The 16740-nt window shown below is 63.4% G+C and carries 13 protein-coding genes and 1 pseudogene; 1 reads left to right on the top strand and 13 read right to left on the bottom strand.

The window, feature by feature from the left end:
• Position 1: 1 nt before the first annotated feature.
• Positions 2-1297, bottom strand: a pseudogene (locus V6093_RS06475) (hydroxymethylglutaryl-CoA reductase, degradative); the annotation flags it as partial.
• Positions 1298-1438: 141 nt separating this feature from the next.
• On the opposite strand from V6093_RS06475, the gene V6093_RS06470 reads away from it, so the two are divergent.
• Positions 1439-2806, top strand: a complete 1368-nt coding sequence (locus tag V6093_RS06470) for a PLP-dependent aminotransferase family protein (RefSeq protein WP_012052770.1) — start codon at positions 1439-1441, stop codon at positions 2804-2806.
• Positions 2807-2835: 29 nt separating this feature from the next.
• Here the strand turns inward: V6093_RS06470 and dsdC are convergent, their stop codons facing one another.
• The 12 genes from dsdC to V6093_RS06410 form a co-directional block, all read right to left on the bottom strand.
• Entirely contained in the window at positions 2836-3774 is a 939-nt protein-coding gene (dsdC, locus tag V6093_RS06465; RefSeq protein ID WP_047602999.1) for a DNA-binding transcriptional regulator DsdC, read from the bottom strand.
• A 35-nt stretch (positions 3775-3809) separates the two neighbouring features.
• Positions 3810-5159, bottom strand: coding sequence for a D-serine ammonia-lyase (locus V6093_RS06460; RefSeq protein ID WP_276217215.1), 1350 nt, complete (start codon positions 5157-5159; stop codon positions 3810-3812).
• 34 nt (positions 5160-5193) lie between these two features.
• Positions 5194-6537, bottom strand: a complete 1344-nt coding sequence (locus V6093_RS06455; protein ID WP_070095504.1) for a gluconate:H+ symporter — start codon at positions 6535-6537, stop codon at positions 5194-5196.
• A 415-nt stretch (positions 6538-6952) separates the two neighbouring features.
• A complete protein-coding gene (locus tag V6093_RS06450) occupies positions 6953-7675 on the bottom strand; it encodes a proteasome-type protease (RefSeq protein ID WP_054888213.1) in 723 nt (240 codons plus the stop codon).
• A 73-nt stretch (positions 7676-7748) separates the two neighbouring features.
• Entirely contained in the window at positions 7749-8528 is a 780-nt protein-coding gene (locus V6093_RS06445) for a transglutaminase family protein (RefSeq protein ID WP_047602997.1), read from the bottom strand.
• Positions 8525-9475 (bottom strand): alpha-E domain-containing protein, encoded by a 951-nt coding sequence (locus tag V6093_RS06440; RefSeq protein WP_012052764.1) that lies wholly within the window; start codon positions 9473-9475, stop codon positions 8525-8527. Before V6093_RS06440 ends, V6093_RS06445 begins: the two co-directional genes overlap by 4 nt.
• A 3-nt stretch (positions 9476-9478) precedes the next feature.
• Positions 9479-10888 carry a circularly permuted type 2 ATP-grasp protein gene (locus tag V6093_RS06435; RefSeq protein ID WP_406669746.1) on the bottom strand — a complete coding sequence of 470 codons (1410 nt, stop codon included), beginning with the start codon at positions 10886-10888 and terminating at the stop codon, positions 9479-9481.
• A gap of 433 nt (positions 10889-11321) precedes the next feature.
• Positions 11322-11693: a RidA family protein gene (locus V6093_RS06430; protein ID WP_003254071.1), complete on the bottom strand. Its 372-nt coding sequence runs from the start codon at positions 11691-11693 to the stop codon at positions 11322-11324.
• A 27-nt stretch (positions 11694-11720) separates the two neighbouring features.
• Complete coding sequence (locus V6093_RS06425) at positions 11721-12416, bottom strand: DUF3726 domain-containing protein (RefSeq protein ID WP_014860455.1); 696 nt, start codon at positions 12414-12416, stop codon at positions 11721-11723.
• Positions 12417-12418: 2 nt separating this feature from the next.
• Positions 12419-14113 (bottom strand): hypothetical protein, encoded by a 1695-nt coding sequence (locus V6093_RS06420; RefSeq protein ID WP_406669745.1) that lies wholly within the window; start codon positions 14111-14113, stop codon positions 12419-12421.
• Between the two features lie 26 nt (positions 14114-14139).
• Positions 14140-15690, bottom strand: coding sequence for a BCCT family transporter (locus tag V6093_RS06415; RefSeq protein ID WP_004576485.1), 1551 nt, complete (start codon positions 15688-15690; stop codon positions 14140-14142).
• Positions 15691-15745: 55 nt separating this feature from the next.
• A complete protein-coding gene (locus V6093_RS06410) occupies positions 15746-16732 on the bottom strand; it encodes a dipeptidase (RefSeq protein WP_406669744.1) in 987 nt (328 codons plus the stop codon).
• Between the last annotated feature and the right edge of the window lie 8 nt (positions 16733-16740).

Here is a 16740-nt window from a genome sequence, read left to right as displayed (position 1 = left end):
GTCATTCGCCGCGCTTCTGTTTCAGCAGCGCGACGGCGCGGTCGGCACGCACATCGTGGTCTTCTACCAGTTGCCGGGCAACCCAGTCCACCTCATCGCCCCGGGCACCCGCGACCACGGCGATATTGCGCGCATGCAGGGCCATGTGGCCGCGCTGGATGCCTTCGGTGGCAAGGGCGCGCATGGCCCCGAGGTTTTGCGCCAGGCCCACGGCCACGGCAATCTCCGCCAGGTCCTGGGCGGTTTTCACCTGCAGGATGCGCAGCGACAGTTGCGCCAGCGGGTGCGTCTTGGTGGCGCCGCCGACCAGGCCCACGGGCATCGGCATTTCCAGGGTGCCGACCAGGTGGCCGTTACCGTCCTTTTCCCAGGTGGTCAGCGAACCATAGTGGCCACTGCGGCAGGCAAACGCATGGGCGCCGGCCTCAACGGCACGCCAGTCGTTGCCAGTGGCGACGATCAGCGGGTCGATGCCGTTCATGATGCCCTTGTTGTGGGTGGCCGCGCGGTAGGGGTCGACCGCCGCTAAGGCGTAGGCGTCGAGGATGCCTTCGATCACCGCCTCGCCGCTGAACTCAGCCGTTTTAAATTGTTCCGGGGTGATGCGCACCTGGGCCCGAGCCAGGCGCAGGTCGGCCAGGTTGGACAGAATGCGCAGGCGTACCTGGCCCCCGGTGATCGCTTCCATCAGCGGCGCCACGGCCTCGGCCATGGTGTTGACGGTGTTGGCACCCATGGCATCGCGCACATCGACGATCAGGTGCGCCACCAGCATCGGGCCGCGCGGGGTATCGGCGAAGGTGTGTACTTCGATATCGCGGCAGCCACCGCCGAGGCTGTTGAGCAACTGGTCCTTGCGGTTGGCCAGCTCAATGATTTCGTCCTTGCGCCGCAGCAGGCTCAGGCGTGCATTGAGTGGGTCCTGGATGCCGACGATCTGTACCTGGGCGCGCATCAGCGGGGCGCTGCTGGAGGTGATGAAGCCGCCATTGGCGCGGGCCAACTTGGCCATGTACGAAGCCGCGGCGACGATGGAGGGTTCTTCCACCACCAGCGGCACCAGCACATCATGGCCGTTGACCTGGAAGTTGCTGGCCACGGCAAAGGGCAGCTCGAAGGTGCCGATGACGTTTTCGATCATGCCGTTGGCGATGTCCATCGGCAGGGCGCCGGCGTTGGCCAGCAGGCTGACATCGCCGTGGCTCAGGCCAAGTAGCTGGCCGATATGATCCAGGCGCGCGGCAGGGGACAGGTTGCGGAAAGCGGGCAGGCGGGAGTCGAGGCTCATGAAGGCTCCGTTGGAGTCATTGTTGTTGGGCGGCCGCTTGAGCGCGTCGCCGGCTTGGTGCTAAATGTGCAGCCACTGTGCCCTTGATTAAAGGTACAGTTTTGCCCAACAGTACCCAGACTGTACCCATGGCCGCCCAGGAGCCCGCCGATGCCCCGTGTCACCCTTGCCCAGCAGGTCGCCGATGCGGTTGAGCAGCAGATCCGTACTGGGGTGCTGAAGGTCGGCGATCGCCTGCCATCGCTGCGCGAATACATGCGCTTGCACGGGCATTCGAAGAATACGGTGATAACCGCTTACGAGATCCTCGCCTCCAAGGGGCTGGTGGAGGCGCGCCACGGCCAGGGCTTTTTCGTGGGCGCGCAGGTGCAGGCCGCCGAAGTGGATGAGACGCCGCCTTACACCCGGGCAATGGACACTATCTGGATGATGCGTCAGCAGTTCGTTCGCGAACCCGGGCTGGCGCCGCTGGGTGAAGGTTTTGCGCCGGTGGCCTGGCTGCAGGACATGCGCCTCGACAAATTCACCCGGCAGGCAATGCGCAGTGGCGCTGGCAACCTGTTCCGCTATGGCAACCGCCTGGGCAACCCGGGCCTGCGCCAGAGCCTGGTGCGCAAGCTGGCCAGCTACGCCATCAGTGCCACGCCCCGGCAGATCGTGACCACCCACGGCGCCAACCATGCGCTGGACCTGATCATCCGCCGCTTCGTGGTACCGGGCGACGCGGTGCTGGTGGAAAACCCGGGGTACTACCCGCTGTTCGGCAAGCTGCAACTCCACGGCGCGCGGCTGCTGAGCGTTCCGCGTCTGGCGGATGGGCCGGACATGGACGCGCTGGAGTCCATGCTGCGTGTCGAACGGCCCCGCTTGTTCTTCATCCAGTCGGTGTGCCACAACCCTACCGGCTCGGATATCTCCCCGGCCAAGGCCCACCGCCTGCTGCAACTGGCCGAGCGGCACGACTTGCTGCTGGTCGAAGACGATGCCCTGGCCGACTTCAAGCCCAGCTCTGCGCTCAAGGTGGCGGCGCTCGACCAGTTGCGCCGGTCGCTGTACATCGGCAGTTTTTCCAAATCGGTGTCGGCGGCCTTGCGGGTGGGTTACATCGCGGGCAGCAAGGAGGCCATCGACGAGTTGGCCGACCTGCAGATGATGCTGCACACCAGCTGTTCGGAACTGTGCGAGCGCACGGCGGATGTGATCCTCAGCGAAGGGCACTTCCTGCGGCACCTGATGCGCCTGCAGGACCGGGTGCGGGAAGCCACTGCCGGTGGGTTGCGGGTGCTGGACGAACTAGGGGCCGAAGTGTTCTGCCGACCGGAACAGAGCCTGTACCTGTGGGCGCGTTTCCCCGGGATCGAAGATACTGCCGTGCTCACCCGTGAAGTGCAGGGCAGGGGGGTAATGCTGGCACCAGGGGCGATCTTCCAGACCAACCAGAAGGCCGTGACACCCTGGACCCGGCTGAACGTGGCCTATCTGCAAGAGCCGGTGTTTGCCCAGTGCATCCGCGCCTGACCCAGTCCTTGGGCCTGCACTGGTCGCTCCTACAGGTCAGTGCAGGCTTCTTTCACGAGCCAGTCGATCAACACCTGCAGGCGTTTGGGCATCGGGTCATGGTGCGGGTAGACCAGGTAATAGCCATGGTTGGGGGTGTCGACGAAACCACCGAACGGCAAAACCAGCTCACCTCGTGCAATGCGATCCTTGACCAGCTGTTCGCGGCCAATGGCGATGCCTACGTGATTCAGCGCGGCGAGCGTGCACAGGTCGGAGCGATCGAATGTGAGGAATCGGCGCGGGAGGCTGATACCCGCACCTGTGGTGTTGGCCCAGAGCTGCCATTCTGCATCGAATGCAGCGTTGTCCCAGGCCGCTACGTCATGCAAGGCGGTGCAATGATCCAGCGGGTGCAGGTCACCGGTCAATGCATGGGTTTCTGCGTAACGGGGGGAGCACACCGGGGCGATCCGCTCGTCCATCAAGTGGATGCTCTGCAACCCCGGGTGATGACCATCCGAATAACACAGGACCAGGTCGATCTTGCGGGTGCGGTAATCGATGCTCTCGTTGCCCACCCTGATATCCAGCTGGATATCAGGGTAGCGGGCGGTGAACTGCGCCAGCCGCGGCACCAGCCAGCATTGTGCGACTGACGGGCGCACATACAACGTCAACTGGCCGGCGATTTCGGCGTGAGCACGTTCCTGCACGGCCTCGCTTAACTCATCCATGGTCCGTTGCATGACCGCGAACAGGCGCTCGCCGTCTTCGGTGAGGCTGACCTTGCGCGGCATGCGGTGGAACAGCTTGAGCGCCAGCTCATCTTCCAGGCGATTGATGCGGTGACTCACGGCACTGGCCGTCAGGCACAGCTCATCGGCGGCGCGCGAGAAGCTCAAGTGGCGTGCCGCCACCAGAAAGACATGCAGGCTGCCCAGGTGCGAGCCATTGAGTTTCACGGCGCCGCCGCCGGGCTTTTTCATTGATCAATCCTTCCTGCGCCGTGAGCTGATTGCGGTTACACGTTTGCCTGCAGGCTGCGCCCTTTCGCCAGATAGGCGTTGAATTCATCGTCCGGCACCATGCTGCCACCCGTCCCCCAGACGAGGTGTGTAGCCTGCTGCAGCTGGGTTGGGGTGAAGCCCTGGCGAGCCAGGTACTCGCCTGCTTGCAGCACCCGTAGCATACCGGGTACGCCGGCCAGGGCAGAGGGTTCCAGTTTGACCTTGTCCTGCTCATGGGCGATGACCATCAAGCGGTACAGTTCTTCGTCGGTCACGGTGTAGTAACCATCGATCAGGCGCTGCATGGCTTTGCCGACAAACCCTGATGGGCGCCCGACCGCCAGGCCGTCGGCGGCGGTGATGTTGTCGATGCCGAAGTCCTGCACGCTGGTTTCATCGTGCAGGCCGGTATAGACACCCAGCAGCATGCAGGGGGAATGGGTGGGCTCGGCAAAGATGCAGTGCACCGCATCGCCGAATACCAGTTTCAGCCCGAACGCAACACCGCCTGGGCCGCCCCCTACGCCGCACGGCAGGTACACGAACAATGGATGATCTGCGTTTACCTGGATGCCCGCCTGGTCGAATTGCCGCGCCAACCGTTCGGCGGCCACGGCATAGCCGAGAAACAGCTGCGGGGAGTTTTCGTCGTCGACAAAGTAACAGCTGGGGTCGGATGCCGCCTGCTGGCGGCCTTGCTCGACCGCCACGCTGTAGTCGGAGGCGTGTTCGACCACCGTGACACCGTTGGCCCGCAGCTTGTCCTTCTTCCATTGCCTGGCGTCAGACGACATGTGCACGCTCACCTGGAAGCCCAGCTTGGCGCTCATGATGCCAATCGACAGCCCCAGGTTGCCGGTCGAGCCCACGGCGATCTTGTACTGGCTGAAGAATGCGCGGGCCTGGTCGCTCGCCAGTTTGGTGTAGTCATCCGTTGGCGTGATCAAGCCGGCAGCCAGGGCCAGGTCCTCGGCGTGCTTGAGCACCTCATGGATGCCGCCCCGGGCTTTGATCGAGCCGGAGATAGGCAAGTCGCTGTCCGCCTTGAGCCACAGGCTGCCTGCGTTCTGCAGCGATCCCTCCTCGACAAGCAGCTGGCGCAGCTGAGGCAGCGGGGTGATGTGCGACTCGATGACCCCGCCGGCCGCTGCCGTCTCGGGGAACACGGTGGCCAGGTAAGGCGCGAACCGCTGCAGCCGCGCGCTGGTGACTTGCACGTCGGCCGCCGTCAGGCCCACGTCGTGCAGGGCTTCTGCAGCCTTGGCGATGCCAGGGTTGAACCAGCTGGTTGGCTTCAGGGCCACCAGCTCGGCGATGATCGGGTGGCTTTGTTGCCAGGCTTCCAGGGTTTTTCCGTGAATCATGATTTCACCTGTAGTGCGGTATGTGCAGAGTAGATCAGACAATCTTCGAAAGGAGCAGGGTAAGGCACAAGGCGACTACCGAGGCCAGCACTGTAGCGGCAGTGAACTTCTTCAGTGCATCACTCAGGGAAAGGCCCAGGTACTCCTTCACCACCCAGAACGCCGAGTCGGTGATGTGGGTCCAGCCGATGGCGCCGGCGCCGATGGCGATCACCAGGATTTCCCGGTTGTATTCCGGGTGCTGGCCAAGGATTGGCATTACCATGCCGGCCGCGCTGATCATCGCGACGGTGGCCGAGCCGACGGCAAAGTGCATGATCCCGGCGACCAACCAGGCGAGGATGATCGGGTTGAGCTGCGTCTGGTTCAGCACATCGGCCAGTGCCTTGCCGATGCCGCTGCCCACGAGCATGTCATTGAAGGCACCGCCGGCACCGATGATCAGCAGAATGCCGGCCAGGGGAGGGAAACAGCGCTGGGTCAGGCTCAGCAGGCCTGCCATATCCAGGCCGCGGCGCAAGCCCAGTGCCCAGTAGGCGAACACCACCGACAGCGTCAGGGCAATCAGTGGGCTGCCCAGGAAGGCCACCCACTCGTACAGCGCAGAGCCCTTGTCCAGGACCGTGACGGCCAACGTTTTGCCGACCATCAACACCAGTGGCAGCAGTACGGTGGTGAGTGTGATGCCGAACGCGGGCATTGCCTGCTCTTCTGCTTGAGCCACCGTGCGCGCAGACAGGAAGGCCTGCTGGGATTCGCCGGCTTCACGGTTACAGGTGAAGCGAACCCACACCGGGCCCGCGATGATAGCGGTCGGCAGGCCAACGATCAGGCCGTACAGGATGACCGTACCGATATCCGCATTGAGCATGCCGGTGATGGCTGTGGCGGCCGGGTGTGGCGGGAGAATGCAGTGCACCACCATCAGCGAGGTGGCCAGCGGCACGCCGAGGTACAGCATGCTGATGCGGGTTTGCCGTGCAACCACGTAGATCAACGGAATCAGCAGGACGAAGCCGACTTCGAAGAATACCGGGATGCCGGCGATGAAGCCGACGAGCATCATTGCCCACGAGGCATTGCGTTCCCCCAGCCTGTTCAGCAGTGTGGTGGCGATGCGCCTGGCACCTCCGGATTCCTCCAGCAGTTTGCCGAGGATACTGCCCAGGCCGATGATGCCGGCAAGAAAGCCCAGCGTGCTGCCCATGCCTTTCTCGAATGCCGCCACGATTGCCGTTGGCGCCATGCCGGTGCCGACACCGACCACCAGGCTTGCGGCCATCAAGGCCAGAAACGGGTGTACTTTGAGTTTGCTGATCATGACGACGATCAGGAGTATCGCGGTGCCCAGGACGAGTAATGAGAACGTTGGAGTCATCGTGTGGTTTTCTCTATCGCTGATCGCTTCCGTGCGAGCTTCTTGTTGGTTTGCACCCATTAGATTTCAGCGATTTGATCGACTCAAACGATCACTCCTCACCCCATAGGTGAGCCCATGTCATGCATGGCATGGGGCGGCATTGCGGGAGTCTGGTCGGCGCGGTGGATTGGCACCGGTGTGGCAGCGCACGACATGACAGGCTCGTGACAGGGGGGGAAGGCGCAGGATAAACCACGGAGTTTCGAACATTACACATTGGTTTTACTGAGGTGTTGCCTGTACCGGCCTGCTCGCGGGCTCGCCCGCTCCCACAGGCCATCACAGCCTTCAAGGCTTGCACAGTACCTGTGGGCGCGGGCCAGACCGCGAAGGTGCCTGTCCAGGCACCAAAGGATCTGGACAGTTCGCTTACTCAGCCATAAGGCGGCGCTGGCAGTTCGGCCAGCAGGGTTTTCAAGCCGTCGCTCCACTGCCTGCGAATCTGCTGGTAATAGGCATCGTCGCTGGTAATGCGCTTGCGCGTCATGCTTTCCAGGCTGTTGTTGCGGTACACCAGCAAGTCCAGCGGCATGCCCACCGACAGGTTGCTGCGGATGGTGGAGTCGAACGAAATCAGGCCGCAGCGCAGCGCTTCATCGAGCGGCGTGCGGTAATCCAGGTTGCGGTCGAGTATTGGCCTGCCGTACTTGCTTTCACCCAGTTGCAGAAACGGGGTGTCCGGTGTGGCCTGGAAGAAATTGCCTTGTGCATACACGTTGTAGATGGCCATGGGGCCGCCGGCTATCTGGCCGCCGACGATGAATGAACTGCTAAGGTCGATATCGGCCGTGAGCTTGCTGCGGTCTCTTTTGACCACCTCGCGCAGGGTGTCGGCGACCAGCACCGTTGCATCGTAGAGCGTGGCAACGTTCAGCAGATGGGGGCCGTTGCCCTGGGTGCGTTGCTGCAGCAGGTTTACCACCGACTGCGAGGTCGCCAGATTGCCGGCGGTCTGCAGCACGATCAGCCGCTCGCCCGGGGCGCTGAAGACGAACAACTTGGTGAACGTGGAGATCTGGTCGATGCCGGCGTTGGTGCGTGAGTCGCTGATGAAGACAAGCCCGTCCTCCAGGTGCATGGCGACACAGTAAGTCATGCGGTTTCCCTTGTGTTGCGTGTGGAAGGGTCTTGCCGCACTCGCGCGGCAAGACCGGTCTGACGCCAGCCTGTCACTGGCGATGCACGTGGACGCTGGCCTGCATCGATTCGGCGCCGCCGCCGCGGCGTACGCCCCTGACCGGACAGGCATCGAGGTAGTCCAGGCCCACCGCGAGCTTCAGGTGACGCTCTGGCCGGGTCAGGCGGTTGGTAATGTCGAAGCTGTACCAGGCTTCGTCGACCCAGGCTTCGGCCCAGGCGTGGCTGGCCAGGTGTTGTTCGTCCTCGGTGCACAGGTAGCCGGACACATAGCGTGCCGGCACCCCCAGGCTGCGTGCGCAGGCCAGGAAGGCGTGGGTGTGGTCCTGACACACGCCTGCGCCACCGTTGAAGGCTTCGATGGCCGTGGTGCCCACCGACGTGGCCCCAGGGCTGTAGGGCATGTGCTCGGCCAGGCCTTGCATCAGCCCGATCAGTGCTGCCCGGTCGCGGTGACTGCCACATTGCCGGGCGGCGAAAGCAATCAGGGTGTTGTCGGCCAGCGTCAGGTGGCTACCGCGCAGGAACGGCAGGGGAGACTGGCTCTCGGTTTCGTGTTCGCAATCCGGGTCGATCTCGACCTGGCCGTGTGCGGTAAGCGCCAGATGACCATGGGGTTTGTCCAGCGTCAGCACATGCAGGATGTTGCCGTAAGGGTCGATCTGGCCCTTGACCTTGCAGGGCAGGTCCAGTTGCCATTGATTGATACGCTGGCGTTCGCTGCTGCGCGGCGTCAGGCGCAGGAACTGGATACTGTTGCACACGTCGCTGGCGTAGCTATAGGTCGTGTCGTGGCGAATGGACAGTTTCATACAACCTCCAGGTAGGAGTGATGGACGGCCTGGCCCAGTTGGTTGATGCGGCCGATGAAGTCGCTTAGCCAGGGGTGCAACCCTGCATCAAGGATTTCGTCGATGGCGGTGTAGCGCAGGCGCGCGTTCAGTTCGGCGGCCATGCGCTGGGCGGCACGCCCGGTACTGCCCGGCAGGCCCGCCAGGATCAGGTCCAGTTCCTCGATGCAGGCATGCAGCGAGCGCGGCACGTCCACCCGCAACAGCAGCAGCTCGGACACCGGCCGGGCACTGGGCGCGGCGCGATAGAGCTCGTTGAAGGCCTCATACGAGGTCAGCGCGCGCAGCAGGGCGCTCCATTGGTAATAACCGCGGGCGGAGTCGTCGCTGACCTCTTCGGAGGCCTCGCCGAACATTTCATAGCGCGAATCGAGCAGGCGCAGGGTGTTGTCCGCCCGCTCCAGGAAGGTCCCCAGGCGAATGAAGCTGTAGGCATCGTTGCGCATGATGGTGCCAGAGGTCGCACCGCGGAACAGGTGCGACCGTTCCTTTACCCAGTCGCAGAACTGGCTGATGCCATAGCGACCCAGGCCGTTGCTGGCAATGTTGCGCATTTCGATCCAGGTGGCGTTGATGTTCTCCCACATGTCGGCGGTGATACGGCCGCGCACTGCATGGGCATTGGTCCTGGCGGCCTGCAGGCAGCAATAGATGCTGCTGGGGTTGGTGGCGTCGAGGGCGAAGAAGTGCAGCATGCGCTCGGTGTCGAGTTCATTGTGCCGACGCAGGTAGTCGTCCAGCATGCCCGAGGCCATCAGCGACATTGCCAGTTCGGCATGGCCGTCGCTGCGCCCGGCCTGGGGCATCAGCGACAGCGAGTAGCTGACCTCGAGCATGCGCGCGAGGTTTTCTGCACGCTCCAGGTAGCGGGACATCCAGTACAGGTCGGAAGCGGTTCGCGAAAGCATGGCTCAGTCCTCCACTACCCAGGTGTCCTTGGTACCGCCGCCTTGCGACGAGTTGACCACCAGCGAGCCTTCCTTGAGCGCCACGCGCGTCAGGCCACCGGGCACCAGGCGGGTTTCACTGCCCGACAACACGAACGGGCGCAGGTCGATGTGACGCGGTGCGATGCCGCTGTCGACGAAGGTCGGGCAGGTTGACAGGCACAGCGTCGGTTGAGCGATATAGGCGTGCGGGCGGGCTTTGATGCGCGCGCGGAAGTCCTCGATCTGGGCTTTGGTCGAGGCGGGCCCGACCAACATGCCATAACCGCCGGAGCCCTGGGTTTCCTTGACCACCAGTTCGGGCAGGTGGGCCAGTACATGGGACAGGTCCGCCGGCTTGCGGCACTGCCAGGTCGGCACGTTGTTCAGGATCGGTTCTTCGCTCAGGTAAAAGCGGATCATGTCGTCGACGAAGGGGTAGATGGATTTGTCATCGGCCACGCCAGTGCCGACGGCGTTGGCCAGTACCACATTGCCGGCGCGGTAAACCGAGATCAGCCCCGGCACGCCCAGCATGGAGTCAGGGTTGAAGGACAGCGGGTCGAGGTAGTCGTCGTCCAGGCGACGATAGATCACGTCCACCTGTTGGGGGCCGGCCGTGGTGCGCATGTAGACATGCTCATCACGCACGAACAGGTCGGCGCCTTCGACCAACTCGATGCCCATTTCCCGGGCCAGGAAGGCATGCTCGAAATAGGCGCTGTTGAAACGGCCGGGCGTGAGCAGCACCGCGGTGGGGTTGTCCAGTGGGCTGGCGCTCTTGAGCGTGTCCAGCAGCAGGTTGGGGTAGTGATCGATGGGCGCGATGCGCTGGGCGGCAAACAGTTCGGGGAACAGGCGCATCATCATCTTGCGGTCTTCGAGCATGTAGCTGACGCCGCTGGGGGTGCGCAGGTTGTCTTCCAGCACGAAATAGCTGCCATCGCCGTCACGTACCAGGTCGACACCGGCAATATGCGCATACAGCCCACGGTGAAGGTCCAGGCCCTGCATGGCGATCTGGTAGCCCTCGTTGGCCAGCACTTGCTCTGGCGGGATGATGCCGGCCTTGAGAATGCGCTGGTCGTGGTAGATGTCCTGCAGGAACAGGTTCAGCGCCTGTACCCGTTGAATGCAGCCACGCTCGACCGTGCGCCATTCGCTGGCGCGGATGCTGCGCGGGATGATATCGAAGGGGATCAGGCGCTCGGTATCCTGCTTGTCGCCATACAGGGTGAAGGTGATGCCAGCGCGGTGAAACAGCAGGTCGGCCTCGCGGCGGCGCTGTTCCAGCAACTCCAGCGGGGTGTTGGCCAGCCAGCGGGCGAACTCCTGGTAATGCGGGCGGCAAGTGCCGTCCGCTTCGTACATTTCATTGAAAAAAGCCCGGGACATACCCACTCCTTGCCGCCGTTGCCGGCAGCTTCATTGCGGTTCATCTGCGTCTTTCAGGGTGCTGCCTTGCTGGGGTAAGTGGGAGCTGTGTCTCGCGTTAACCTCGGTTTCGGTAGATTGCCTGTGCGTTGAGTACAACCAGTCTGTGCAATAAAAGTGCCGAATACGCCTGGCGGTTCTGGCGATGCAGGAAATGTGAGGGGCACACCCGATGTGTGCTGCCTGGCCGCAAGGGCCGGCGCATCAAAAAAGGGCGCTTTTGATCCGGGCGCGGGTTTTGAACCGAAATGGGGCGCAGGCCGGTGCCTGGCGGGAGAAAAAGGGAGTATTCCGGGTGCATGACGTGGGGTGGAGGGTGCATGCATCGAGCGCCGCGCGGGCGGCACTCGATTGCGCGAACGCTGAATATCGTGAGACGGGCGCCTTCAGGGCGTCAGAGGCAGGCGTAGACCACCAGCTCCACCAGCATTTCTTCCCGGGCGAGGCCAGCCACCACTACGGCCGCACGGTTGGGGTAGGGTGCCTGGAAATACTCGGCGTACACGGCATTCACAGTCGCCAGATAACGGCGGTCGGTCACGTAGATCAGTACCTGGGTCACGGCATCCAGCGAGCTGCCAGCGGCTTCCAGGGTGTGGCGCAGGTTGTCCAGTGTCTGGCGGGCCTGGGCCTCGATGCCGCCGGCAACCACCTGGCCCTGCGTATCGATTGGGATCTGGGCCGTGTACAACGTACCGTTGCCGACGACCGCCCATTCCAGTGGCGCCCTGGAGGCGAACAGCTCGGTCTTTATCGCATGCTTCATGGGTTTTTTCCTCAGTGGCAAGGGTGTTCAGTCGGCGTCGCTGCCGCCGCCTGCACCGTGGCGGCGTGAGGCATCGGTGCTCTCGACAAGGATGTGTTCGGCCAGCTGCCTGAGCCTTTGCCAGGTATGTTCGTTGACGGTAAAACCTTGCTGCAGTGGGCGCTGCGGGTCGCTTATTGCCTGGGCGGTCTGGCCTGCTCGGGTGAACAGCACCGTTACGTCTTGCGCGGCCGCTTCAATGGCCTGGGGCCGGGTTTCACTGCTCAGTTCCGGGCGCGGCATGCCGGCGGTAAAATCGGCCAGGTGGCATTGGCGGGCGTCCTCCCAGCGGGCTTGCACGTGCAGCCCCTGCACCGCTGCCCGGCTCAGGTAGCCCAGCAACAGCAAACGGTTGTGGCAGTGGCGTATGCGCAGTTCAGCCTGACCACAGCGCATGGCCTTGGCTGCCGCCAGTTCCACCACCGTGGCGGCGCAGCGCAACACGCTCTGGCCCTTGGCGTCGATCACCAGCAGGGCGTTATCCTCATGGCACAAGGCGTATGGCCGTGCAGCTTCGGCTTGCAGATAACGCAACGCCTTTTCCAGTGCACCGACGCCATCGAGCCCCTGCAGTTGCAACCAGCCCACGAGTTCGGCGGCATCCTCGCAGTCGCCCGGGGCGAAGCCCATGCCTTCGAATGCCTTGCGGCACATCACCTGTATTTCGTTAAGCGATACGCGCATGGTCAAAGCTCCCTTTGCGGCATGACTGCGAAATTCCAGTCGTCTGCGAACGGCTGACCGATGTCGCTGACCAGCGGCGCGCCCTGGAACAGCGTGATACGCACCCAGCGGCTTGACTTGGGGTCGAATTTCCCCGCGCCGAAAAATGCCAGTTTGCAGCGCAGCAGGTGAATCGGCAGCATGTCCCGGGCCAGCAGATTGGCACGGATTTCACCGTAGTTTGTTTTTGCCATGCCTTGCAGGCGGCGTACCGCGCCCTTGAACCTCGGTTGGGCGATCAGGAAGTGAGCGGTCAGCGCCTGAGGCTGCCGTTGCAGGTGCTCCAGTAGCGCGCTATGGCACTGCTGGATATTGCGGGCAATACCCAGTTGCATTTCTTTTTCGGCCCCTGGCTCCTCTGCGCGAATGCCCAGGCGCGGCTCTTCTTTTTCAGCTGAGCGGTACCAGAAGAAGTGCTCCGCATCGACAGCACTGAAGTCGTAGCGCAACGCCCAGCCATATTGCTGCTCGATGAGCTGGCGCAGTTGCCCAAGGGGCATCTGGGCGTCCAGCTGCCAGCTTTCGTTGACCCCCATGTGCTCGGCCAGGGGCGTGACCTGCTCGGGGTACAGCTCCAGCAGCAGGCTGACCAGAAGCTCCTGGCAGCCCACCCCCGTGTGTAATTGCGCCCAGGCCAGCAGGCGCGGCCAAAGGCCCGCGCCGTCGGCTTGCGTGCCAAGCCAGGTGGCCAGTAAAGCAAGCTCGGCCAAGGTTTGCAGGTTCTGCTCATGCTGGCGCTGGTCTTCGGTCCGGGACTGGCTCAGGTGCAACTGGGCGCGCGCCAGCAATTGCTGCAGGCGTGCCAATTGGTCGGGCTCCGCCGACTGCGCCAGTACCAGTGCCAGGGCCGTTTCCCGCGTACTGATCCAGTGCTCCACCAGTTGAGGGTGGTTGATCAGAAAAGGGGCCATTCCCAGCCCGGTCGCGTTGCCTACCCCCAGGTAGCGCTGTAGCGCCGGGGCCAGTTGCACTGCCCGCTGCGGGGCGAGTGCCCGGGCCATGTGGTTGATCTGCTCGATGCTGAAGTGACGCAGCAGGTAGACGGTGAACATCTGCGCGCTGAACGGCTGGTTGAAGTCCGGGTTATCTTGCAGGCAACCAAAATCGGCGATGCCGAACTTGCCGTTACCGTAAACCGCGGTGGTGCGATACAGGTAGCCGACTTCAGCCAGTTGCTGTGGATCGGGCTGGCGTCCTTCTGCCAGCGCCGCCAGAAACCGGTCGAAATTGCGCAAGCTACGGTTGGCCCGCGACAACACCAGCACGCGTGCATCGAAGCGGCCGGCTTCCTGCAGCGGCACGTTGCGTTGCAGGTCGGCCAGTTGTGCCGAGTCGACATCGCCGGCCACCAGCACGAAGCTGACGTCCCACTGGTCGGCGATGACCCGATCGCTGCGCTTTTCCGGCGGCAGGTAGGCCGAGAAGATCACGCAGTGGTAATGGCCGTTTGGCGTTTCGATGCGGTAGATCGCAGTGCCGAAGCCTTGGCCATCGAGGTCGAAACAGCTGCGCCGGATTTGCCAGCGCTGTTGCATCATCCGCCGCATGCTGCTGCGCACGAAGCTTAGCGGGCTCTGGAAGTGGCTACCCAGCCGGGCCAGGTCCATGACTTGGCTGGCAGGGCGCAACGCGGGTATTGCAGGCACGCTGTTGGGCATTGTTGTTGTACCTGGATGGATCATGTTCAGACGCCTTGTTCACGGGCCATGTGTCGAGCGATGCGCACGGCATCCCACAGCGCTGGCAGGATCACCAGCGACACCGGCACCGCGGTGATGACAATGAAGGATTGCAGGGCCGTCACCCCGCCTGCGCCAATGGTGATCAGCACCACCGCCGCCAGGCCCATGCCGATTGCCCAGAAACCGCGCAACCACTTCTTCGGTTTATCGTTGCTGGACATCGCCAGCGCCACGGTGAAGGCCATGGCGTCGCCATTGGTGGCCACCGAGATGAAACTCAAGAACAGGAACAGCGCGCTGACAAGGCCACCCAGTGGCAGGTGCTGCGTCACTCCCAGCAACAGGTCTTCAGGCTTGGCGCCATGGGCGGTGACGATGCCTGGCGTTTGCAGCTCCAGGCCGATCCCGGTACCGCCCACCACAGTGAACCAGAACATGGTCACCAGCGGTGCGATGATCGACAGCGTCATGATGATCTCGCGGATGGTGCGGCCCCGCGAGATCCGCGCGACATACAGGGCCACCATGGGCGCGTAGCCGATGAACCAGCCCCAGTAGAACACCGTCCACCAGTCCAGCCATTTGGGGTCGGCGCGGAACATCGTCAGGGGGATGAAGTGCTCCACGTGCAGGGCAAAGGCCGCCGGGAAACCGCCGAGGATGAACAGCGTCGGTCCGAATACCACCATGAACAGGGCCAGGCCGATCATCAACCAGACGTTGATCTCGCTGACAAAGCGGATGCCTTTGAGGCCCACCAGGCACGAGACGGTGTACATCGCGGTCACCAGGACAATGGTCAGCGACTGGGTGACGATAGTGTTGGGCAGCCCCCACACGGCGTGCATGGCGCTGCTGATCTGCAGGCCAAGGAAACCGATCGGACCGATGGTGCCGGCCACTACCGCGATGATCGAGGCAGCGTCGGCCAAGGTGCCGATCGGGCCCTTGAGCGCTCGCTGGCCGAACAGGGGGTAAAGCAGGGTGCGCGGCGCCAGCGGAAGGCCTTTATCGTAATGCAGGTGCATCAGCACGATCGCCAGCAGGCTGCCCAGCACGGCCCAGGCCAGGAAGCCCCAGTGCACGAACGATTGCGCCAGTGCCGCGGTGGCCGCCGCTTCGCTGTGCGGTTGCAGGCCGGCGAAGAAGGGCGGTGGGCTGGCAAAGTGCATCAAGGGTTCGGCAGCGGCCCAGAAGGCGCCACCACCTGCCAGCAGGGCGCACATGATCACGGCGATCCAGTTGAAGGTGCTGACGTCCGGGCGCTGGGTGACCCCGCCCAGGCGTACACGCCCGCACCTGGAAAAACCGATGAACAGGCTGACGGCGAAGGTTGCCAGCATCAGCACTTGCCAATAGAGGCCAAAGGCCTTTGTCGACCAGGCGAACAGGGTATTGACCAGCGCCGACACGGTGTCGATGTCGATCAGCGCCGCCAGCAGGAAGGCGCCGAGGAATCCGCCGCTGATCAGGAACAACGGCCAGTCGATATCGCGTGCCATAGGCAGGCCCATGGCCTGGCCGTCGGCCTGCAAGGTAGTTGGGTTTTTCATGAAACCTCCGGAACCTGCGATTCTTTTTATTGTTGATGCTGTCCGTGCAAGGGGTTCAGGCCTGTGCCGTGGTGGCGGTCTCCAGCAAGCGCAACCAGTTCAGCCCCATGATGTTGCCCACGTCGTGCTCGGCAAAGCCGCGGGCGCGCAGGCCCTGGGCAATGTTGCGGAAGTCGCGGCTGTCGCGGAACCACTGCAAGGGCGCCGGCCAGTTGGCGTTGTCCCTGGAGCCTTCGCCGTAGTCCTTGTCCTTGCTCCAGCGGCCGTTGCGCATCCATTCCAGCACAGACAAGGGTTGCGCCTGGCACAGGTCGGTGCCGATGCCGACGTGCTCCACACCCATCAGGTCGGCGGTGCGCGCGACCATGTCGCAGAAACTTTCCAGGCTACAGTCCGAGGCACCCTTGAGGTGGAACGGATAGGTGCTGAAGCCCAGCAGCCCGCCGGACTCTGCGATCCCGCGTAGCACCGCATCGGATTTGTTGCGCTTGGCGGCGTGGAAGCTGGCAGGGTTGGCGTGGGAGATGATCACCGGTCGGCTGGACAGTTCGATGGCCTCAAGCGTGCTTCGCTCGGCGCTGTGAGACATGTCGATGAGCATGCCGACGCGGTTCATTTCGGCGATCACCTGGCGGCCGAAGCGGCTGATGCCGTTGTCCTCGCGCTCATAGCAACCGCTGGCCAGCAGGCTTTGGTTGTTGTAGGTCAGCTGCATGACGAACACCCCGAGCTGGCGGAAAACCTCCACCAGGGCAATGTCGTCCTCGATCGGCGAGCAGTTCTGGAAGCCGAAGAAGATACCCACCCGGCCCTCCTCGTGGGCCAGGCGGATGTCGCTGGCCGTGCGCACCGGGCGGATCAGCTCGGGCCATGTCTCGAAGCGGCGGTTCCACTCGCCCAGGCGTGACAGGGTTTCGCGGGCGTTTTCGTGGTAGGCGATGGTGGCGTGCACCGCGCTCAGGCCACCGGCCTGCATCTGCTGGAATATTTCCTGGCTCCAGTTGGAGTACTGCAGGCCGTCGATCATCAAAAGGTCGTGCATGGCATGTA

The organism is Pseudomonas putida group bacterium ESBL64 (assembly GCF_045277175.1).
GTDB lineage: Bacteria > Pseudomonadota > Gammaproteobacteria > Pseudomonadales > Pseudomonadaceae > Aquipseudomonas > Aquipseudomonas alloputida.
The sequence above is the reverse complement of the archived record's forward strand: the minus strand, read 5'-3'. Positions and strand labels throughout refer to the sequence as shown.